22 protein-coding genes and 2 tRNA genes are annotated in these 20,973 nt (G+C 48.5%); 15 read left to right on the top strand and 9 right to left on the bottom strand.

All coding sequences use genetic code 11. The annotated features are described in order from the left end of the window. The first annotated feature begins 76 nt into the window (after window positions 1-76). Entirely contained in the window at window positions 77-1,462 is a 1,386-nt protein-coding gene (gene mpl / locus EAH77_RS13310; RefSeq protein ID WP_140473296.1) for a UDP-N-acetylmuramate:L-alanyl-gamma-D-glutamyl-meso-diaminopimelate ligase, read from the top strand. A 301-nt stretch (window positions 1,463-1,763) separates the two neighbouring features. Here the strand turns inward: mpl and yhcN (EAH77_RS13305) are convergent, their stop codons facing one another. The 3 genes from yhcN (EAH77_RS13305) to argR form a co-directional block, all read right to left on the bottom strand. Next, on the bottom strand, window positions 1,764-2,027 hold the full coding sequence (gene yhcN, locus EAH77_RS13305; protein WP_140473295.1) for a peroxide/acid stress response protein YhcN: 264 nt from the start codon (window positions 2,025-2,027) through the stop codon (window positions 1,764-1,766). Between the two features lie 224 nt (window positions 2,028-2,251). Next, on the bottom strand, window positions 2,252-2,512 hold the full coding sequence (gene yhcN / locus EAH77_RS13300; RefSeq protein WP_140473294.1) for a peroxide/acid stress response protein YhcN: 261 nt from the start codon (window positions 2,510-2,512) through the stop codon (window positions 2,252-2,254). A 499-nt stretch (window positions 2,513-3,011) separates the two neighbouring features. After that, window positions 3,012-3,482: a transcriptional regulator ArgR gene (gene argR / locus EAH77_RS13295; protein ID WP_140473293.1), complete on the bottom strand. Its 471-nt coding sequence runs from the start codon at window positions 3,480-3,482 to the stop codon at window positions 3,012-3,014. 462 nt (window positions 3,483-3,944) lie between these two features. On the opposite strand from argR, the gene mdh reads away from it, so the two are divergent. Next, window positions 3,945-4,883, top strand: coding sequence for a malate dehydrogenase (mdh, locus tag EAH77_RS13290; protein WP_140473292.1), 939 nt, complete (start codon window positions 3,945-3,947; stop codon window positions 4,881-4,883). Between the two features lie 59 nt (window positions 4,884-4,942). On the opposite strand, the gene EAH77_RS13285 is transcribed toward mdh, so the two are convergent. Beyond that, complete coding sequence (locus tag EAH77_RS13285) at window positions 4,943-5,209, bottom strand: helix-turn-helix domain-containing protein (protein ID WP_140473291.1); 267 nt, start codon at window positions 5,207-5,209, stop codon at window positions 4,943-4,945. Window positions 5,210-5,887: 678 nt separating this feature from the next. On the opposite strand from EAH77_RS13285, the gene EAH77_RS13280 reads away from it, so the two are divergent. After that, on the top strand, window positions 5,888-6,247 hold the full coding sequence (locus EAH77_RS13280; RefSeq protein ID WP_140473290.1) for a DNA-binding protein: 360 nt from the start codon (window positions 5,888-5,890) through the stop codon (window positions 6,245-6,247). 71 nt (window positions 6,248-6,318) lie between these two features. Here the strand turns inward: EAH77_RS13280 and ispB are convergent, their stop codons facing one another. Next, window positions 6,319-7,290: an octaprenyl diphosphate synthase gene (gene ispB / locus EAH77_RS13275; protein WP_140473289.1), complete on the bottom strand. Its 972-nt coding sequence runs from the start codon at window positions 7,288-7,290 to the stop codon at window positions 6,319-6,321. 259 nt (window positions 7,291-7,549) lie between these two features. Between ispB and rplU the strand changes: the two genes are divergently transcribed. The 4 genes from rplU to cgtA all read left to right on the top strand — a co-directional run bounded on the left by rplU (window position 7,550) and on the right by cgtA (window position 10,387). Further along, on the top strand, window positions 7,550-7,861 hold the full coding sequence (gene rplU, locus EAH77_RS13270; RefSeq protein WP_140473288.1) for a 50S ribosomal protein L21: 312 nt from the start codon (window positions 7,550-7,552) through the stop codon (window positions 7,859-7,861). Between the two features lie 18 nt (window positions 7,862-7,879). After that, window positions 7,880-8,137, top strand: coding sequence for a 50S ribosomal protein L27 (gene rpmA, locus EAH77_RS13265; protein WP_140473287.1), 258 nt, complete (start codon window positions 7,880-7,882; stop codon window positions 8,135-8,137). An 87-nt stretch (window positions 8,138-8,224) separates the two neighbouring features. Beyond that, entirely contained in the window at window positions 8,225-9,196 is a 972-nt protein-coding gene (locus tag EAH77_RS13260) for a DMT family transporter (RefSeq protein WP_140473286.1), read from the top strand. An 18-nt stretch (window positions 9,197-9,214) separates the two neighbouring features. Beyond that, window positions 9,215-10,387: an Obg family GTPase CgtA gene (gene cgtA / locus EAH77_RS13255; RefSeq protein WP_140473285.1), complete on the top strand. Its 1,173-nt coding sequence runs from the start codon at window positions 9,215-9,217 to the stop codon at window positions 10,385-10,387. A 96-nt stretch (window positions 10,388-10,483) separates the two neighbouring features. Here cgtA and pmrB read toward each other — a convergent pair whose 3' ends face one another. The 3 genes from pmrB to dacB are packed head-to-tail and all read right to left on the bottom strand — an operon-like array spanning window position 10,484 to window position 13,653. Next, window positions 10,484-11,551, bottom strand: coding sequence for a two-component system sensor histidine kinase PmrB (gene pmrB / locus EAH77_RS13250; protein ID WP_140473284.1), 1,068 nt, complete (start codon window positions 11,549-11,551; stop codon window positions 10,484-10,486). Then, window positions 11,548-12,210: a two-component system response regulator PmrA gene (gene pmrA, locus EAH77_RS13245; RefSeq protein WP_140473283.1), complete on the bottom strand. Its 663-nt coding sequence runs from the start codon at window positions 12,208-12,210 to the stop codon at window positions 11,548-11,550. Before pmrA ends, pmrB begins: the two co-directional genes overlap by 4 nt. 9 nt (window positions 12,211-12,219) lie before the next feature. Beyond that, entirely contained in the window at window positions 12,220-13,653 is a 1,434-nt protein-coding gene (dacB, locus tag EAH77_RS13240; protein WP_140473282.1) for a serine-type D-Ala-D-Ala carboxypeptidase, read from the bottom strand. Window positions 13,654-13,934: 281 nt separating this feature from the next. Here dacB and greA point away from each other — a divergent pair, with 281 nt between their 5' ends. Beyond that, window positions 13,935-14,411, top strand: a complete 477-nt coding sequence (gene greA, locus EAH77_RS13235) for a transcription elongation factor GreA (protein ID WP_140473281.1) — start codon at window positions 13,935-13,937, stop codon at window positions 14,409-14,411. A gap of 192 nt (window positions 14,412-14,603) precedes the next feature. Here greA and yhbY read toward each other — a convergent pair whose 3' ends face one another. Then, entirely contained in the window at window positions 14,604-14,900 is a 297-nt protein-coding gene (gene yhbY, locus EAH77_RS13230; protein ID WP_140473280.1) for a ribosome assembly RNA-binding protein YhbY, read from the bottom strand. 182 nt (window positions 14,901-15,082) lie between these two features. Between yhbY and rlmE the strand changes: the two genes are divergently transcribed. From rlmE to EAH77_RS13195, 7 genes are all read left to right on the top strand, one after another. Further along, window positions 15,083-15,712 carry a 23S rRNA (uridine(2552)-2'-O)-methyltransferase RlmE gene (gene rlmE, locus EAH77_RS13225; RefSeq protein WP_140473279.1) on the top strand — a complete coding sequence of 210 codons (630 nt, stop codon included), beginning with the start codon at window positions 15,083-15,085 and terminating at the stop codon, window positions 15,710-15,712. A 56-nt stretch (window positions 15,713-15,768) separates the two neighbouring features. After that, on the top strand, window positions 15,769-17,712 hold the full coding sequence (gene ftsH / locus EAH77_RS13220) for an ATP-dependent zinc metalloprotease FtsH (protein WP_194150511.1): 1,944 nt from the start codon (window positions 15,769-15,771) through the stop codon (window positions 17,710-17,712). Window positions 17,713-17,829: 117 nt separating this feature from the next. Beyond that, complete coding sequence (gene folP / locus EAH77_RS13215; protein ID WP_140473277.1) at window positions 17,830-18,675, top strand: dihydropteroate synthase; 846 nt, start codon at window positions 17,830-17,832, stop codon at window positions 18,673-18,675. Beyond that, on the top strand, window positions 18,672-20,012 hold the full coding sequence (glmM, locus tag EAH77_RS13210; RefSeq protein ID WP_140473276.1) for a phosphoglucosamine mutase: 1,341 nt from the start codon (window positions 18,672-18,674) through the stop codon (window positions 20,010-20,012). The genes folP and glmM overlap by 4 nt, the downstream gene beginning before the upstream one ends. A 257-nt stretch (window positions 20,013-20,269) precedes the next feature. After that, complete coding sequence (gene secG / locus EAH77_RS13205) at window positions 20,270-20,608, top strand: preprotein translocase subunit SecG (protein ID WP_140473275.1); 339 nt, start codon at window positions 20,270-20,272, stop codon at window positions 20,606-20,608. A 102-nt stretch (window positions 20,609-20,710) separates the two neighbouring features. Then, window positions 20,711-20,797, top strand: a tRNA-Leu gene (locus EAH77_RS13200). Between the two features lie 59 nt (window positions 20,798-20,856). After that, window positions 20,857-20,933, top strand: a tRNA-Met gene (locus tag EAH77_RS13195). Window positions 20,934-20,973 lie beyond the last annotated feature (40 nt).

Raw genomic sequence — 20,973 nt, 5'->3', positions numbered from 1 at the left:
CTAGGCAAATCCATTTCTTCTGGACGATTCTGAGCGGTAGAATAGCCGCTGACTTAAAGGCATCAATGGAAAATATATGCGCATTCATATTCTTGGGATTTGCGGCACCTTTATGGGCGGGCTGGCGATGCTGGCGCGCGCGCAAGGGCATCAGGTTACCGGCTCAGATAACAACGTTTATCCACCAATGAGTACGCTGCTGGAGAATCAGGGCATTGAATTGATCCAGGGCTACGATCCGTCTCAGCTGGATCCCCAGCCGGATCTGGTCATTATCGGCAACGCGATGACTCGGGGTAACCCTTGTGTTGAAGCCGTACTGGAACAAGGCATCCCTTACGTGTCAGGCCCGCAGTGGCTGCACGATCATGTACTGCCCGGCCGCTGGGTCATTGCTGTGGCAGGTACGCATGGCAAAACGACCACCGCCGGCATGGTGACCTGGATCCTCGAAGCCTGTGGCTACGAACCGGGATATGTCATCGGTGGAGTGCCGGGTAATTTCGACGTTTCAGCGCGTCTGGGCAACAGTCCGTTTATGGTGATTGAAGCCGATGAGTACGACTGTGCGTTCTTCGATAAACGTTCGAAGTTTGTTCACTATAGCCCGCGTACGCTGGTCCTCAATAACCTCGAGTTCGATCACGCCGATATCTTCGACGATCTGAAAGCCATTCAGAAACAGTTCCACCATTTGGTTCGTTTGGTACCGGGACAAGGCAAAATTATTCTGCCTGAGCATGACACTCCGCTGAAACAAGTGATGGCAATGGGCTGCTGGAGTGAGCAGGAGTTCGTGGGGGATACCGAAGCCTGCGCCTGGGATGCGAAGAAACTGACGCCGGATTCCAGTTCATTTACCGTCTCTTTGCACGGTGAGCCGGTCGGTGAAGTTCACTGGTCGTTAGTGGGCGAACACAATATGCACAATGGCCTGATGGCGATTGCCGCTGCGCGCCACGTTGGTGTGAAGCCAGAAGACGCCTGCAAAGCACTGGGAGATTTCATCAACGCCCGCCGCCGTCTTGAACTGCGCGGTGAGGCTTATGGTGTCCGCGTCTATGATGATTTTGCTCACCATCCGACGGCGATTCTCGCCACGCTGGCGGCTTTGCGCAGTAAAGTTGGCGGTACGGCACGTATTCTGGCCGTTCTGGAACCACGTTCAAACACCATGAAAATGGGGCTGAGTAAAAATGAGCTGGCACCCGCGCTGGGTCGGGCAGACGAAGTCTTTCTGTTACAGCCGCAGCATATCCCGTGGCAGGTAGCTGAAGTGGCTGAACGCTGCATCCAGCCTGCGCACTGGAGTGCTGACGTCGATGCGCTGGTGGATCTGGTGGTTAAGGCCGCTGTGCCGGGTGATCATATTCTGGTGATGAGCAACGGCGGGTTTGGTGGGATCCATAACAAACTCCTGGATGCCCTGGCCGCTAAGGCAAACGTGGTCGAAGAGTTTTAACGCTCTGCGTGTGCGAGTGATCAATAAAAACACAGCTCCGGCTGTGTTTTTTTATGGCTGTGATCCGGGCTGAAAAAAGCATAAAAAAAAGCTCCCACAACATGTGGGAGCCAAAAGGTGTCGTCGGACAGGACGACGAGGGTATCGGTAGCAAGGGAGCGCGGCAGTGGCAGTGTCAGCTCTCTTTCCAGCCTCAACAGCGCAGAATTTTAATCGCTGGTTTGTGGCTGTTGAACCCGGTAACGCTAAAATCTGAAGATTTGATAATGATGAAACACGGACTGACTTTATGGCAGAGATCTTATTGATAAATTTCTGCTGTTGCGTGGTAAGCGCCATCGTTATGGGCTTCAATCACGCGGAAAGATTTTGCACCTTTGCTGTCGGCTTTATCAGACAACTGCTGGCGGATATCCATGGGAACTCCGTTAACGCCGCTGGCGCTGATAATGCCCATCGGCTGTAAATGTTGTGCCTGATCGTTGGTGACCAGTTGTGCTGCTGAAGCGCCGAATGAAACGGCAGTGAACAGGCTAAGTGCAGCGACAGTAGTAATGATTTTCATGACAATTTCCTGATATTTTGACGTTGATGCCTACTTTTAAAAGCAGTTCATCACAGCGTCGATTCATGTTGGGATTTATCAGGTCTGGATTATCAAGATTGAAGAGCGTTTTGATGCTCTGGAAACCTGGTGTAGTGCAGCGATAAATCCGGTTTTCAATTTCGTTTTCATTTCACAGGCCTGAATTTTTTTCAGACCTCTTCGCTTTATTTACCGATACGATCTTATTGGTAAATTTCTGCGGTTGCGTGGAAGTGACCTTCCTCACGCGCTTCGATAACACGGAAGGCTTTTGCGCCTTGCTCATCGGCTTTTTCGGACAATGCCTGACGGATATCAGAAGGTGCACCCGTACCGCTGACACTGATTATCCCCACAGACTGCATATTTTTCGCTTGATCCTGCGTAACGGGTTGTGCTGCAAAAACACCAAATGACAGAGCAGATAAAATGCTCAATGCCGCAATAGTAGTAGTAACTTTCATAATTAACCTCGTCGATTTTATTATACGCTTCAACAAACAGTGACTCACATCACGAAAATGAGTATACATCTAGTAACTACAAATATTAATAGTTTGCTAATAGTATTTTTGGTGGTTATGAGTGTGCTTGTATTGGTTTTAATAACCAAAAGGCATAAAAAGAGGTTTATAAATGAACAACTCCAATTATTTTTTCTAAAAATCAAAGCATTAATATACTTTGACTATTTGTGCGTAATTTTGCAGTTGTTCGCACTATTGAAACCATTCTGTAACGGTAATGTGACTGGTAAGGCCTGATTTAACAGTGGAAGGAACCGATTAAGAGAAAGGTATAGGCGGAATGACATGCTTTTCAGGTAGATAGTTAAGGAAGGATGAATCGTAATAATATAGCGAGACGGTTAAGAGGTACTTGCAGGAGACCTTGAGGATAAAATAACGGGTAACCTGCATGTGATATGTCGTAACGCCTTGAACTCAGAACAGGATAAGCGTTTTAAAGTTCCTGCTCGAAAAGGCTGAGGATAGCTTCATACAATTGTTTAACGCTGAAGCCGCGTGCGGGTGTGGTGAAGATGGTGTCATCCCCTGCGATAGTGCCAAGGATGCCTTCCGATTTTCCCAACGAGTCCAGCAGACGTGCAATCAGTTGCGCTGCACCTGGACTGGTACGGATAACAACCACGGCTTCATTGTAATCGATATCCAAAACCAGATTTTTTAATGGGCTGGTGGTCGTTGGAACGCCGATTTCGGCGGGCAGACAGTACACCATTTCCATTTTAGCATTGCGGGTACGCACCGCGCCGAACTTGGTCAGCATGCGCGAGACTTTCGATTGATTAATGTTCTCGAAGCCATCTTCTTGTAAGGCGAGGACGATTTCACCCTGAGAACTGAACTTCTCCTCCTTCAATAGGGACTTGAAGGCTTTGATCAGATCTTCCTGTTTAGCAGGATTACGCATTTTGCACCCTAAGGTCATTACGATAGTGCCGGTGATTATGCATATATATGAATTTTTATGCAATGAGCGTTCTTCGATGAACCATGAATTCTCCGAAATATAAGGAGTCGGGCTAAGAGTGCAAACGATTAAATGTCATGAATATGCCAATTTCGTGCATTATTTTCGCCGTTGCAGGTAAATAAATTGTTATTAAAATGATATTGTCCTGATGTTGTCTTCGGGTGTAATGTAACCGCCGATTAACCTGTCGTGTTTCGTGACGCTATTTTATGATTTTATTGCTATATGTATTTGATGCATAAGTGAAATAATCTTAAATTAAGCCGAAATACAACCTTTATACTGCGCGGCTTCTCACTATCGTGGTTCGGTGATTGTGTTTGGTAAGTCAGTAGATTAAGGTCATAACTAGATGAATTCACGGCGATTTTTAAGTTTATGATAAAAAAGGAGTATAGGATGAAAGTTGCAGTTCTCGGTGCAGCTGGCGGTATTGGCCAGGCCCTCGCCCTTCTACTCAAGACTCAGCTGCCTTCAGGTTCAGAACTCTCTCTGTATGACATTGCCCCGGTAACACCAGGTGTTGCTGTTGACCTTAGTCATATCCCTACGGCTGTAAAAATCAAAGGTTTCTGTGGAGTCGATGCAACTCCAGCATTAGTGGGTGCTGATGTGGTGCTGATTTCTGCCGGTGTCGCGCGCAAGCCAGGTATGGATCGTTCTGATCTGTTCAACGTCAATGCGGGCATCGTTCGCAATTTGATTGAACAAGTTGCGAAAACCTGTCCGAAAGCGTGCATTGGTATCATCACTAATCCGGTGAATACCACGGTAGCTATTGCCGCTGAAGTGTTGAAAAAAGCGGGCGTTTACGACAAAAATAAATTATTTGGCGTAACCACTCTTGATGCTATACGTTCGAATACCTTCGTTGCTGAGCTGAAAGGCAAGCAGCCACAGGATATTGAAGTCCCTGTGATTGGCGGCCACTCCGGCGTTACGATTTTGCCACTCCTGTCGCAGATCCCTGATGTGACATTCAGTGAAAGTGAAGCGGCAGAGTTGACCAAACGTATCCAGAACGCGGGTACAGAAGTGGTTGAGGCCAAAGCCGGCGGGGGATCTGCAACTCTGTCTATGGGTCAGGCTGGCGCACGCTTTGGTTTATCTTTAGTTCGTGCGCTAAATGGCGAAAGCAACGTTGTCGAGTGCGCTTATGTTGAAGGGCTGGGCGAGTATGCGCGGTTCTTTGCTCAACCGATTCTGCTGGGTAAAAACGGCGTGGCCGAATTGAAGAGCATCGGTAAGCTGAGTGCGTTTGAGCAAAGCTCTTTGGAGTCAATGCTTAGCGTGCTGCATAAAGATATCGAATTAGGTGAGCAATTCATCAACAACTGATCATATTGCTGAATGCTTAGAAAGCCGCCGGATAATCCGGCGGCTTTTTTTCGATAAATTCAGCTTTTGTTCGGCAGGCGGATTTTACGCACGATACGTTGAGATGTTGTCGGGTCGAAATATCGGTTCGGCCAAATCATCGAAGGATGGATGCCAATGGCATCAGCAATAATGCGCTCTCCTTTGGGCCATGGCCTCGACAGAGCGTTTGCCAGCGTCGATGAACTCAGTCCCGCCCCCCGAGAGACTGCTGCCAGTGTCGTGCCTTTCTTGCGCAATGCGGCGATGATATCTGCCTGATGCCAATTTTCTTTACATCCTTTCATGTTTAATCCCTTTCATTATCGGCAAACTACTCAATGTCATTTTAATTGCAGTGTGACTTCTGGAATCAAGATCTGAAATATTGAATTTCGGAATTGACGTTTCTGTTTCTAAAAAACATGTTAATTATTTTCTGGAAAATATCTCTTTCTTGATATTAACGCAAACGTGCAATCTGATTTTTTGATGGTTAACTTCAGGAAGCACATAAAAATATTGGTTTATTAATGAGATGTGTAGGTTAAAGTTTTTTTAATATTAACCTTACGTTTTAAAGGAATACGTAATAAAGGCTGCTACAGGAGGTTGTTGTAGCGATTTTTTAACAATGATTGAGCATTTTTTATATATAACCAATTTAATTAACTTATTGTATTTAAAGGTTTTAAGGGGGTTTTCTCTGAGTTTGTTCTACAGTGAGGGAGGCTTTCTGAAAAATGTAATTTATACATCGTTGGTTTTCATAAAAAAGATTCATCGATACTTAGTGGTTATTGTTTATCGCTATTTTTACATTAATTCGTATTTCTTCTTTCCATTAAGTAGTGCTATAAGTTAGCTGCAGTTATTAAATATGTCTTTAAATGGAAAAGTGAACAGCCTCCTACGGTTTTATTCACTGTCTCAAGGATTTGTAACATTATTCTGTTGTGCTTTAGTGCAATCTGAAAAGGAACGTTATGAAAAAAGAGTGGTTTGCAGCTAAGGAGCTTATTGGCTTTGATGGGTTACCTTCCTCAACGCAAGGTATTCATGGTATGGCGCGGCGTGATTCCTGGATTAAGCGCCGTCGGCGTGGTGTTCAGGGAAGGGCTGTTGAATATCACATCGACAGCATACCTATAAAAGCGTTGGATTGTCTGGAGATGAAAGAACAGTCTGCTGAATATGTCTATTCAGCACATCAGGATCCTTTGGCAATTTGGGTTGAAAGTTATAAACAACTTAAGGAAAAGGAACGTGAAATGATCATAAAATTCATTGTCAGGGAAGGTTTATCTGAAGTTCTCCAACGTCTTAGCATCGGATCAGAGGCTTAAACTGACGCGTTAATGGCAACATGTACCGCGTAAGGCGGTACATGTTCATATGCATACTGCACAGGGGCTGGTCAGAATTCGCGTCTGACAGCAATATGCGCAAGACCCTCAAGAGCGCTGCGATAAACCGACTCAGGTAGAACCTGTAAAGCCTGAATTGCCTTGTCAGCTTCTTCTTCAGCACGGGCGCGGGTGTGATCCAGCGACCCCCATTGATGCATAGCGGCTAAAACAGGCTCCAGTAAATGGCGGCCATTTCCTTCTTCGATGGCCTGACGGATCATGGCAGATTGCTGCGCATTGCCATTTTTCATCGCATGTAGCAAAGGCAGGGTGGGTTTCCCTTCATTCAGATCGTCACCGGTATTTTTGCCAAGCGTTTCGCCATTGGCGTCGTAATCGAGCAGATCGTCAATAAGCTGGAAAGCCGTACCCAGATAACGACCATAATTCTGTAAGCCCTGAATTTGTTCTTCACTGCCGCCGGCTAACATGGCCGAAGCTTGCGCGGCGGCCTCGAACAGACGTGCGGTTTTACTGTAAATAACCTGCATGTAACTCTCTTCGGTGATATCCGGGTCGTTGCAGTTCATCAACTGTAAAACTTCGCCTTCTGCAATAACGTTCACGGCCTTAGCCATTAACGCCAGCACCGGCATTGATTCGAGATCCGTCATCATCTGAAAAGCACGGGTATAGATAAAATCGCCCACCAACACGCTGGCAGCATTGCCGAAGGCGGCATTGGCCGTGGCTTTTCCGCGACGCATATCGGATTCATCGACAACATCGTCGTGCAGCAGCGTGGCTGTGTGGATAAATTCAATCAGGGCCGCAACGGTAACGTGCTTATTACCCTCATAGGATAAGGCGCGGGCAGCAAGAACGGCGATCATGGGGCGAATTCGTTTACCCCCGCCACTAATGATGTAATATCCCAGCTGATTGATGAGCGATACATCAGAATTCAACTGCTCAAGTATGGTTGCGTTAACCGCTTCCATGTCCTGTTCGGTGAGATCGATAATCTGTTCTAGGTTCATTGTGTTTTTTCGGCTGTGTTTCTCTTCACCGCAATGAGATCAGGCTCACATTGGCACATGGCACTAACTGTAAAGGGGATTGTACTTGAAAAACAGTGCAGATAAATGCCATCGGAAGAACTGCGCTTTTTTTCTTCTTTAGTAGTGAAAGTGCTATTGTCTTATGCTGATTTTTTGCGTAGAATTCGCGCCCTATTGTGAATATTTATAGCGCCCTCTGGACTATACAAAGTTGAGTGCGCGGAAAGCGGAGTTTTATATGTACGCGGTTTTCCAAAGTGGTGGTAAACAACACCGTGTCAGCGAAGGGCAGACTATTCGCCTTGAGAAGCTGGACATCGCAACTGGCGAAGCAATCGAGTTCGATCAAGTTCTCATGATTGCTAACGGTGAAGAAATTAATATCGGTCTGCCATTAGTTGCTGGCGGTTTGGTCAAAGCTGAAGTTGTAGCTCACGGTCGTGGCGATAAAATTAAGATTGTTAAGTTTCGTCGTCGTAAACACTACCGTAAGCAACAGGGCCACCGTCAGTGGTTCACTGACGTTAAAATCACCGGCATCAGCGCTTAAGTCTAGGAGAGCGGAACAATGGCACACAAAAAGGCTGGCGGCTCCACACGCAACGGTCGCGATTCAGAAGCTAAACGTCTTGGCGTAAAACGCTTTGGCGGCGAAGCAGTACTGGCAGGCAGCATCATCGTTCGTCAGCGCGGCACCAAATTCCACGCTGGTACCAACGTGGGTTGCGGTAAGGACCATACTCTGTTTGCTTTGGCTGACGGTAAAGTCAAGTTCGAAGTTAAAGGCCCGAAAAACCGTAAGTTTATCAGCATCGAAGCTGCATAAATTTTTCGCGTCTTAAGTAAATAGATGTAAGCCCCGCAATTCGTTGTGGGGCTTTTTACATTCTGGTTCGCCCAATCTGGCAAGAATATGGACATAAAATCGCAGGCGCCCATAGGGATCATGTTAGCGATAATCACGGCGATATGCTGGGGTTCTCTGCCGATTGCCATGAAGCAGGTTTTAGTGGTGATGGACCCGTTTACCGTCGTTTGGTTCCGGTTTTCATTAGCCGCTGTTGTTCTCGGGTGTATTCTGGCGTCGCGGCAGAGATTGCCATCGATGCAAATGTTCAAAAGTCCGGGCTGGCTGGTTTTGCTTCTGATAGCCACCTGCGGATTACTGGGCAATTTCGTTTTATTCGGGTCATCTCTGCAATACCTCAGCCCAACGGCATCGCAGGTTATCGGACAGTTATCACCCGTTGGTATGATGTTTGCCAGCGTCGTTATCCTGAAAGAAAGGATGCGTATCACCCAGGTCGTCGGCGCCGGTATGCTTATTTTGGGGCTGGTGTTGTTTTTTAATACCAGCCTGATAGAAATTTTTACCCGACTCACTGATTACACGTTAGGTGTATTACTTGGGATCGGCGCGGCAACGGTTTGGGTAGTCTACGGCGTGGCACAAAAGATCTTATTGCGCCGGCTGGCCTCACCTCAGATCTTATTTATGCTGTACACTTTGTGTTCTATCGCATTGCTCCCGCTGGCCAGTCCGGCGATGCTTTCTCAGCTCAGCAGTTGGCAATTTGCCTGCTTGTTGTTTTGCGGCGCGAATACTTTAGTAGGATACGGCGCATTAGCGGAAGCGATGGCGAGATGGCAGGCGGCGCAAGTGAGTGCTTTTGTCACCCTGACGCCGTTGTTTACCCTGCTATTTTCAGATTTATTGGCACTCGCCTGGCCTGGTATGTTTGCCGCACCGGTACTTAACACTATTGGTTATCTTGGTGCATTCGTGGTGGTGGCGGGGGCGATGTTTTCCGCAATTGGCCATCGTTGGTGGCCTGGTCGGACAGAACAAAACCTGGTGGCTAAACTTAAGCAACCCGGTGAATGATTTACGGAGACAGTACAAATGAAGTTTGTTGATGAAGCCACAATACTCATTGTGGCAGGTGACGGCGGTAACGGTTGTGTGAGCTTCCGTCGTGAGAAGTATATTCCACGCGGTGGCCCTGACGGCGGTGACGGCGGCGACGGCGGCGATGTGTATCTGATTGGTGACGAAAACCTCAATACGCTGATCGATTTCCGCTTTGTTAAATCCTACCGTGCTGAACGTGGTACCAATGGTCAAAGCAGTGACTGTACCGGTAAACGTGGTAAAGATATCACCATCAAAGTCCCGGTCGGTACACGTGTCATTGATCAGGCTACTGGCGAAGTGCTGGGTGATATGACCCGTCATGGTCAGGTCCAGATGGTCGCTAAAGGCGGCTTCCACGGCTTGGGCAACACCCGTTTTAAATCTTCAATCAACCGTTCGCCGCGCCAGAAAACCATGGGCACTAAAGGTGAAGAGCGTGATATCGCGCTGGAGCTGATGCTGTTGGCAGATGTCGGTATGCTGGGGCTTCCAAACGCCGGTAAATCAACGTTTATCCGCGCGGTATCCGCAGCAAAACCAAAAGTGGCTGACTATCCGTTTACGACTCTGGTTCCAAGTTTGGGCGTGGTCCGCATGGACAGCGAACAAAGCTTCGTGATTGCCGACATCCCTGGTTTGATTGAGGGCGCTTCTGAAGGTGCAGGTTTAGGAATACGCTTCCTGAAGCATCTCGAACGCTGCCGCGTGTTGTTGCATCTCATCGATATTGCGCCAATTGACGAATCCGATCCGATTGAGAATGCTAAAGTCATTATCAACGAGTTGCAGCAGTACAACGCTAAACTGGCTGAAAAGCCACGCTGGCTGGTCTTCAACAAAGTTGATCTGATCTCAAAAGAAGAAGCTGAAACCCGTGCAAAAGCTATTGCGGAGGCACTGGGCTGGGAAGGTAATTACTACCTGATTTCTGCGGCTAACCGTGAAGGTGTGAATGCTCTGTGCTGGGATGTGATGAAATTCATCAATGAGAATCCTAAACACATGGCTGTAGAAGCCGCTGTGCCAGAGAAAGTTGAGTTCATGTGGGACGATTACCATCGTGAACAACTGGCTGAAGTTGAAGCAGAAGAAGATGACGAAGATTGGGATGACTGGGATGATGAAGACGACGAAGGTGTCGAAATCATTTACGAACGTTAATCCCCGCTGCTCAAAGCGAATGACGTGATAAAAGGTCGCCTTGTGCGACCTTTTTTATTGCCGGTTCTCATTGGCTCTACTGCGCATTACACCGCTTTAGAATTTGCTGAAAGCCGTTTCCGGTAGCCAGCACTGCGCACAAAGACCGCGAGTTCCCTGGCGGTTATTCAACACCAAACTTCCCCCGTGTAACGTGGCGATCCGAATAATAATATTCAAACCCAGCCCGCTACCGCCGTAACGCTGATCCATGCGTTTGAAGGCATGGGTCAATTCACTGGCTTGCTGCTCATCAACTCCTGGCCCCTGATCCTCCACCTGCACCAAAACACCTTCCGCCTTGCGTGACAAGGTGACAAGGATTTCACTCTCTTCAGGGCTATAGCGGTAGGCATTTTCAACCAGATTACGCACCATCAGCCTGAGCAGAATCGCGTCTCCCTGAATAAACAGTTGTTCTGGCATGTTAAACGTAAGCTTTTGACGACGCTGATTGACCATCTCCAGCAGCTCTTCCTGCAGCGGCATAATGACATGATCGACGAGGTCGACTCGGTCATAGTAGCCTTTGGCGAAATTATGACCGGCGCGGGAGAGCATTAATAATTGCTCAATGGTATGCATCAATTGATCGATACGGGTGATCAGCGTCCGGCTACCATCAACCCCTTTCTGCTCCATGAGTTCAAGATGCAGGCGTACTCCCGCCAGCGGTGTTCTCAGTTCATGGGCGGCATCTGCCGTAAACAGGCGCTCTTGTTGAATCGTATTCGAAAGACGTGAGAAAAGTTGATTCAATGCGTTGGTCACAGAAACGATCTCGCGGATCTCACTGTTTAACGGCAAAGGCGAGAGATTATCGGCTGAGCGCATATCGAGCCGGTTCTGTAATTGATTCAGGGGGCGAATAATCCAGCTGATTGCCCAGAAACAGAGAAGTAGCGTCACTGCCATCATCAGTAACGAAGGGGCGATAAGTGAAGCAATAGCTTCCGCGATCTCCTTCTCGACGTGAGTATTCCGAACTTTGGCCGACAGCGTGTCGTTAACTAATAAATTAATTTGTTCCTGACTTTCATGCCACAACCAGAAAATACTGGTCAGTTGAGTCACAAAGAGGATGAGTGCTAACATAACCAATAACCGGCGGCGCATACTGGTCATAGCGTGGTTTCCAGACGATAACCATTGCCACGCACGGTGCGTATCAGCTCTTTGCCCAGTTTACGGCGTAAATTATGAACGTGGACTTCCAGTGTGTTAGACCCCATGTCGTCATTCCATGTGTAGAGGTCCTGCTGAAGTAATTCACGATTCACCGTCTGACCGGCTCGCATCATCAGGCGGGATAAAATGGCGAACTCTTTCGGGGTGATCTCAACCGGAGTTTTATCCTGGTAAACCTGCTGTGTCGATAGGTTTATTGTGAGGTCACCTACGCTTATTTGGTTGTCACTTTGTCCCTGATACCGGCGTATAAGAGCGCGCACCCTGGCCAGTAATTCAACTAAGGCGAAGGGTTTTACCAAATAATCATCGGCACCGGCATCCAGCCCATCGACGCGATCTTCGAGTGCATCACGTGCTGTGAGGATGAGTACCGGTAGCGAAATATCTTCCCGTCTCCACTGACGCAGCAGGGAGGCTCCGTCTCTGTCCGGCAGACCTAAATCGAGGATCACTAAGCTATACTGGCTGGTTTTAATCAGGCTGTGTGCTTGCGCTGCGTTTGAGGCACAATCACAGGCATAATTCTCGCCTGTCAGGGCCAATGAAAGGCCCTGTCGTAAAAGCTCGTCATCTTCGACAATCAGTAATTTCATCGTGAGCACTCAGTTATTTTGATACACGTCCCGATAAAGGCGACTCTCAAAACGAACCAGCGGTGCACGGCGGGTACGCTGATCTTCTGGTGGTACAGCGTAGCCCGACAAGAACTGCACAAAAGCCATACGCTGACCGCTTGCTGTAGTAATGAAGCCTGCCAGATTGTAAACGCCGGCCAGAGAACCGGTTTTAGCTGATACCTTGCCATCAACACCTGCTTCATGAAGACCGCCGCGATACTGCAATGTTCCGTCATGCCCGGCCAGGGGCAGCATTGAAATAAAATCCAACTCCTGATCATGCTGGGCGATGTATTGCAGCACCTGCATCATGGTGGCCGGTGACAATAAGTCGTGGCGAGACAAGCCGGAACCATCGACCTGAATCGAGTTCCCCAAATCAATACCAGCTTTTTGCCGTAATATCTGACGTACCGCATCAGACCCTGCACGCCATGTCCCCGGAACGCCAAACCGCTGGTGCCCGATGGTTCGGAACACGGTATCGGCGATCATATTGTCGGATTTTTTCAGCATCAGGCGAAGCAGATCATGCAGCGGTGCCGATTGTGTTTGCGCTAAAACGGTACCTGCCGGCGTCGGTTGAGTTTGGCGTTTTAACGTGCCGTCAATCTGAATCTCAGCCTGCTGTAATTCATCTTTTAGAATTGCACCCGCATAACTCGAGCCATCCTGAATGGCGAAAGCCAGCGGCAGAGGTTCACTACGTTGAGTCAGGCAACCCGTTAGCGTGTAACGGTTCAGCTCGCCCGGTACGACATCCAGTTCACAATACTGTGCATCGGGAGAACCTTTGGCCAGCGTGCGTACTTCACTGAACATATGCACGGGGTAATAGGATGCTACCCGAATAAACGCATTGTCGTTCGGTTTGGGCGCACTGTAGAGCGACACTGAGAAGCAATTGCGATCGACAATCGCTGCCGCAGGCGGGGCGCTGAAGCATTGTGTAATGTCATTCCATGGCCAACCCGGTGCTTTGTCATGACTGGCAAAAACAGAACTGTCTATTACCACATCGCCGGTAATTTGCTTGATACCCTGCTTGCGTAAGGCGGCAACCATATTGCGGATGTTTTGTCGTTTAAAGGTAGGATCTCCGGCGAAACGGGCGATAAGATCGCCTTTCAGGACGCCATCGGAAACGGAACCTTTCGTTTCAAATGTGGTGGTAAATCGGAAATCTGGACCCAACTGCAGCAATGCGGCCAGTGCGGTCAGAATTTTCATAGTACTGGCGGGCAGTGCCATTTGCTGCCCGTGATAGTCGATTATAGGAGACGTGGCTCCAATTTTCTGCACCAGCAACGCCAGGTTCGTGCCGTCGGGCAGATACTCGGTGTAATTTTCGACCTGAGCTGCGTTAGCATTAAGAGCCAACGCGCAAGCTAATCCACTGACAATTCGTAAAAAACGCATTATTTTGAGTAAGGGCCCTGGTAACCACGGAAGAACGTGTCGCCATACTACGATGCTACGAACTGGGGTGCAACGAGGGTGAAAGTAAACGATGACCCTTAAGGAACTCTACGTTAAAATAGTCATCATAATGCAAAACCAATCCTGACCTGGGTCGTGGACTCTGGGTGAGGTTTTTTTGTTTTTAGCAAGAGAGAGTCGGTCAAGAGAACTGACTTATTTCTACCTGATTTAATCAGGACGGTGTTTGCCGAAAGGACAAAGTTAGAGGTAGTGAATATATGAAACCGATTCCGATGACATTGCGTGGCGCTGAAAGATTACGCGAAGAACTCGATCATCTTAAGAGCGTTCGCCGCCCTAGGATCATTGCAGACATTGCTACGGCGCGTGAACATGGCGATTTGAAAGAGAATGCTGAGTACCATGCAGCGCGTGAGCAGCAGGGTTTTTGCGAAGGACGTATTCAGGAGATTGAAGCTAAACTCTCGAATGCTCAGATTATCGATGTCACTAAAATGCCGGCAACGGGTCGCGTAATTTTTGGTGCGACAGTGTCTTTGATGAACCTTGATACTGAAGAAGAGCAAAAATACCGCATTGTTGGTGATGACGAAGCCGATTTTAAGCAAAATCTGATTTCCGTAAACTCACCCATTGCACGTGGTTTAATCGGCAAAGAACAAGATGACATCGTGGTTATCCGTACACCGGGTGGCGACGTTGAATATGAAGTGCTGAAGGTTGAATACCTTTAATTCATCGCAAAAATGTCGAGTAAACAGCAAGGTTCGCTGTGCTCAGTCTGCTCTGAACCCTCACTTCTCGCGTGAAATGCTTCACAGGGAAGTGAAAACTAACGTAAAAAGGCCGCGAGCGGCCTTTTATTCAAACTGATTACGTGTCACCGTTCTGAATATCTACAGCGTTTTTCGTTAAACCTTAAAGAATTAACGCGGTAAGATAATTTTGCGGTCTTCAGTAGAAGGGCGATAAAGTACCAGCATATTGCCGATGACTTGCACATTGCTCGCCTTGGTTTCACGCACAATAGCGTCAACGATCAAGGTCTTCGTTTCACGCTCTTCAGCGGCTACTTTCACCTTGATGAGTTCATGGTGTTTCAGAGCCTGTTCGATTTCGGCAAGTACACCTTCAGTAAGGCCGTTATTACCCAGCATGACAACCGGTTTGAGTGGGTGTGCCAGACCTTTCAGGTACTGTTTTTGCTTATTGTTAAGATTCATCGTCTTTTTTGCTTAAGTTGGGATTGAAAACGGGTCATTCTACCGCCATCTCATGGTTATCACCAAATCGGACTGCTCCGGCAAGGCGATATGACTGACTTAGCCATAGACGTAATGACGCTAACAGCTTGTTCCAAATGCTCTATCTTAGAGCTAATGGAAAATTATATGGTTAATAAATAATGTCTAATAAAAAGCGTTCTGCAAGTTCCACACGCTGGTTGCAGGAACACTTTAGCGATAAATATGTGATTCAGGCACAGAAAAAAGGCCTGCGTTCCCGCGCCTGGTTTAAACTGGATGAGATACAGCAAGGCGACAAACTGTTCAAACCGGGTATGACTGTCGTGGATTTAGGCGCGGCTCCGGGTGGTTGGTCACAGTTCGTGGCAACACAAATTGGTAACAAAGGCCGCATCATCGCGTGCGATCTTTTACCTATGGATCCCATCGTCGGAGTCGACTTCCTTCAAGGTGACTTTCGTGATGAATTAGTTCTCAAAGCTCTTTTGGAAAGAGTGGGAGACAACAAAGTTCAGGTGGTCATGTCCGATATGGCCCCGAATATGAGCGGTACTCCGGCAGTCGATATTCCAAAGTCGATGTATCTGGTTGAGTTAGCACTGGATATGTGTCGTGATGTATTGGCACCAGGTGGTAGTTTCCTGGTGAAGGTGTTCCAGGGAGATGGCTTTGATGAATACCTACGGGAAATTCGCTCCCTTTTTACGAAGGTGAAGGTTCGTAAGCCAGACGCTTCCCGTGCACGTTCGCGAGAAGTGTACATCGTAGCGACAGGGCTGAAACTTTAGTACCCTAACGCTGTTTGTTAACACAGTTGTAATATGAGGTTAATCCCTTGAGTGACATGGCGAAGAACCTGATTCTCTGGTTAGTCATCGCGGTTGTATTGATGTCTGTATTTCAGAGCTTTGGGCCCAGTGAGTCTAATGGCCGTAGGGTAGATTATTCTACCTTCATGTCCGAATTGACCCAAGACCAGATTCGTGAAGCACGTATCAATGGACGTGAGATTGACGTTGTTAAAAAAGACAGCAATAAATACACGACCTATATTCCAGTGGATGATCCTAAGTTGCTGGATACGTTGCTGAGCAAAAGCGTGAAAGTTGTTGGCGAACCGCCAGAACAACCTAGCCTGCTGGCCTCGATATTTATTTCTTGGTTCCCGATGCTGTTGTTGATTGGCGTCTGGATATTCTTTATGCGGCAGATGCAGGGTGGCGGTGGCAAAGGGGCAATGTCCTTTGGTAAAAGCAAAGCCCGTATGTTGACCGAAGACCAAATTAAAACCACTTTTGCTGACGTTGCTGGTTGTGATGAAGCCAAGGAAGAGGTTAGCGAACTGGTTGATTACCTGCGCGAACCAAGCCGTTTCCAGAAATTGGGCGGTAAAATTCCTAAAGGCGTTCTGATGGTAGGTCCTCCGGGGACAGGTAAAACTCTGTTGGCGAAAGCCATCGCAGGTGAAGCCAAGGTTCCGTTCTTTACCATTTCCGGTTCTGACTTCGTGGAAATGTTCGTGGGTGTCGGTGCATCACGTGTGCGTGATATGTTCGAACAGGCTAAAAAAGCTGCACCATGTATCATCTTTATCGATGAGATTGATGCCGTTGGACGCCAACGTGGCGCCGGTTTAGGCGGTGGTCACGACGAGCGTGAGCAGACCCTGAACCAGATGCTGGTTGAAATGGATGGCTTCGAAGGTAATGAGGGCATCATCGTTATTGCGGCAACTAACCGTCCAGACGTACTGGATCCTGCGTTGCTGCGTCCGGGCCGTTTTGACCGTCAAGTTGTGGTTGGCTTGCCAGATGTACGCGGCCGTGAACAGATTCTGAAAGTTCACTCCCGTCGTGTGCCGTTGGCGCCAGATGTTGATGCATCTGTCATTGCCCGCGGTACCCCAGGATTCTCTGGTGCGGACTTAGCAAACTTAGTCAACGAAGCAGCATTGTTCTCAGCACGCGGTAATAAACGTGTGGTTTCAATGGTTGAGTTCGAGAAAGCGAAAGACAAAATCATGATGGGTGCGGAACGTCGCTCCATGGTGATGACGGAAGCGCAGAAAGAGTCAACGGCATACCATGAAGCAGGCCACGCCATTATTGGTCGCCTGGTTCCTGAGCATGATCCTGTTCACAAAGTGACAATTATTCCACGCGGCCGTGCGCTGGGTGTGACCTTCTTCCTGCCTGTAGGCGACGCTATCAGCGCCAGCCGCCAGAAACTGGAAAGCCAGATTTCTACCCTTTACGGCGGTCGTCTGGCAGAAGAGATCATCTACGGTGTAGAGAAAGTTTCTACCGGTGCGTCGAACGATATCAAAGTGGCGACGTCGATTGCACGTAACATGGTGACTCAGTGGGGCTTCTCAGAGAAGTTAGGTCCGTTACTGTACGCAGAGGAAGAAGGTGAAGTTTTCCTGGGCCGTTCAGTAGCAAAAGCCAAACACATGTCTGATGAAACCGCACGTATCATCGATCAGGAAGTGAAAGCCCTGGTTGAGCACAATTATCAACGTGCCCGTGAGTTATTAATGGAAAATATGGACATCCTGCATTCGATGAAAGATGCACTGATGAAATATGAAACCATTGATGCACCACAAATTGATGACCTGATGAACCGTAAAGACGTTCGCCCTCCTGCTGGCTGGGATGAGGTGAGCGGTAAAAGTGGCGGTGATAATTCAAACGACGGCGGTACTCCGACAGCACCAACGCCGGTTGACGAGCCTCGTACTCCGAATCCGGGTAATACGATGTGCGAACAATTTAGCGGTAAGTAAGCTGTAGATTGGCGTTATTATTGCTGACACGAAACCCTGGGCTTGCCCAGGGTTTTTTTATGCATATGCTGGGGCACTATTGTGAAATGCCTCAGAACCGACAGAGAGGAAATCATCATGCAGCTCACTTCCCGGGGTGTTTCACTCGACCTCACTTACCCTCAGGTTATGGGGATCCTCAATGTCACGCCGGATTCTTTTTCTGACGGTGGCCGTCATAACCGAATCGACCTTGCGCTGAAACACGCGCAGGCGATGATAGCAGCGGGAGCCACTATTTTGGATATTGGTGGTGAGTCAACCAGACCCGGTGCGGCGGAAGTGAGTGAAGATGAAGAGTTGTCAAGAGTGGTTCCCGTGGTTGAAGCGATCAGCCAGCGAATGGATGTCTGGATCTCAGTGGATACCTCGAAGGCTGGGGTGATCCTTGAAACTGCGAAAGCGGGTGCGCACTTGATTAATGACATTCGTTCTTTACAGGAGCCAGGCGCGCTCTCAGCGGCTGCTAGCACCGGCTTACCTGTGTGCCTGATGCATATGCAGGGACAACCGAAAAATATGCAGCGCGCTCCGCATTATGAGAATCTGATTAGCGAAATTAATACCTATTTTAATGAGCAAATTGCTCGCTGTGTGAGCGCGGGTATTCCTAAAAATAAATTGTTACTCGACCCCGGCTTCGGTTTCGGTAAGAATTTGAAGCATAATTATCAGCTGCTTGCCAGACTGGCGGAGTTTCACCACTTTGGCCTGCCATTATTGGTGGGGATGTCGAGGAAATCGATGGTCGGTCAGTTACTGCAAGTTCCTCCTGAACTGCGGGTGACCGGCAGCGTAGCCTGTGCCGTCATCGCTGCGATGCAGGGCGCACAGATAATCAGAGTGCACGATGTAAAAGAAACCGTCGAGGCGATGCGCATTGTCGAGGCAACACTTTCAGCAAGGGATGAAAATAAATCATGAGCAACCGTAAATACTTTGGTACAGATGGCATTCGCGGCAAAGTTGGCGACAGCCCGATAACGCCGGATTTTGTATTAAAACTCGGTTGGGCAGCGGGCAAGGTATTGGCTCGTCACGGCTCCCGCAAAGTGATCATTGGCAAAGACACGCGTATTTCGGGTTATATGCTGGAATCGGCACTTGAGGCGGGCCTTGCGGCTGCCGGGCTTTCAGCTTCGTTCACCGGCCCAATGCCAACTCCAGCGGTTGCCTACCTGACGCGTACTTTCCGTGCAGAAGCTGGCATTGTTATCTCTGCTTCTCACAATCCTTATTACGACAATGGCATCAAGTTTTTCACTATCGATGGGGCCAAATTGCCCGATGACGTGGAAGAAGCGATTGAAGCCGAAATGGAAAAACCGCTCACCTGCGTTGAGTCTGCGGAATTGGGTAAAGCCAGTCGTATCGTTGATGCTGCAGGGCGCTATATTGAATTTTGCAAAGGCTCTTTCCCCAGTGAACTGAATCTCAACAGCCTGAAAATTGTGGTCGACTGTGCCAATGGTGCCACCTACCACATCGCGCCAAGCGTAATGCGTGAACTGGGTGCGAAAGTTATTGCGATTGGTTGTGAACCCGACGGGATGAACATCAACGAAGAGTGCGGCGCTACAGATGTTCGTCAGTTGCAGCAACGCGTATTGGCCGAAAAGGCCGATGTTGGCCTGGCGTTTGATGGTGACGGCGATCGTCTGATCATGGTTGACCATGAAGGTAATAAAGTTGACGGTGACCAAATCCTTTACATCATTGCCCGTGAAGGGCTGCGTCAGGGCCAACTAAAAGGCGGCGCTGTGGGCACCTTGATGAGCAATATGGGCTTGGAACTCGCCCTAAAACAGCTGGGTATTCCTTTTGCGCGAGCTAAAGTCGGCGACCGTTATGTGTTGGAAAAAATGCAGGAGAAGGGCTGGCGCATCGGTGCTGAAAATTCTGGGCATGTGATCTTGCTGGACAAAACCACCACTGGTGACGGTATTGTCGCGGGTTTACAAGTTCTGACGGCGATAGTGCGCAATCACATGAGCCTGAAGGATCTCTGCAGTGGCATGAAGCTGCTGCCGCAAATCCTGGTTAATGTGCATTTCAGCGGTGAACATGATCCGCTGGAAACCGAAGAGGTGAAACGCGTCACCGCAGAAGTTGAGAAAGAATTGGCAGGGCGCGGCCGGGTACTGTTGCGTAAATCGGGCACAGAACCGCTGATTCGCGTCATGGTTGAAGGTGAAGATGGTGCACTGGTTGAAATGCTCGCTAACCGTATTGCCGATGCGGTGAAATCGTCTAAGGCGTAACCTGTTAAAAAATCGCAGGATACAAAAAAATCACAGGCTGTTTTTAGTACAAAAAACAGCCTGTGATTGATCCTGACACGGCAGTTTCGCTCCTTTTGGCGTTTTTTTCCGCAAACGCACAATCCTCTTCAAATTGCCCTTGCGTCACCATACGCCTTTGGTTAGTATTCACACCCGCTTCAGTGGGTCGTTAAAACCCACTAAATTGGTGAGAAGCAATTGGCACGCGGTGAACCCGCAAGGATACAGGTACTACTATGTACGAAGCTCTTCTGGTGATTTTCCTTATCGTGGCTATCGGGCTTGTCGCTCTGGTTATGCTACAACAAGGTAAAGGTGCTGATATGGGAGCCTCTTTCGGAGCAGGTGCTTCTGGCACATTGTTCGGTTCGAGTGGTTCCGGTAACTTCATGACCCGTACGACAGCTGTTCTGGCGGCGCTTTTTTTCGTCATTAGTCTGATCCTTGGGAACATGAGTACACATAAGGGCCAACAAGGTAGTGAGTGGGAAAATTTAGGTCAGCCAGCGAAAACTGAGCAGACTACAACTGCGCCAGCGGCTCCTCCAGCGCCTAACAGTGATGTTCCTCACTAATCTGTAGCTTTTGATGTGATTGTTCTTGCTAAGAAGTGGAAGTAAGCTTTTCAATCAATGGCTTATACTTGGACAGTAAAAGCGATTGTGAAAAAAAAAAGTGCCGAGGTGGTGGAATTGGTAGACACGCTACCTTGAGGTGGTAGTGCCCGAATGGGCTTACGGGTTCAAGTCCCGTCCTCGGTACCAATCTTTGTGATAACTTGCTTTTTAGCGGTTATCGGCGTAGTATTTGCCACGTTTTCGGACGCGGGGTGGAGCAGCCTGGTAGCTCGTCGGGCTCATAACCCGAAGGTCGTCGGTTCAAATCCGGCCCCCGCAACCACTTTCCCTAAGTGTTTATTTCAAATAGACTTTCAGTATCT

The sequence above is a fragment of the Ewingella americana genome (assembly GCF_006438725.1).
In the GTDB taxonomy this organism is placed as follows: domain Bacteria; phylum Pseudomonadota; class Gammaproteobacteria; order Enterobacterales; family Enterobacteriaceae; genus Ewingella; species Ewingella americana_A.
This window is presented reverse-complemented; position numbering and strand designations above follow the sequence as displayed.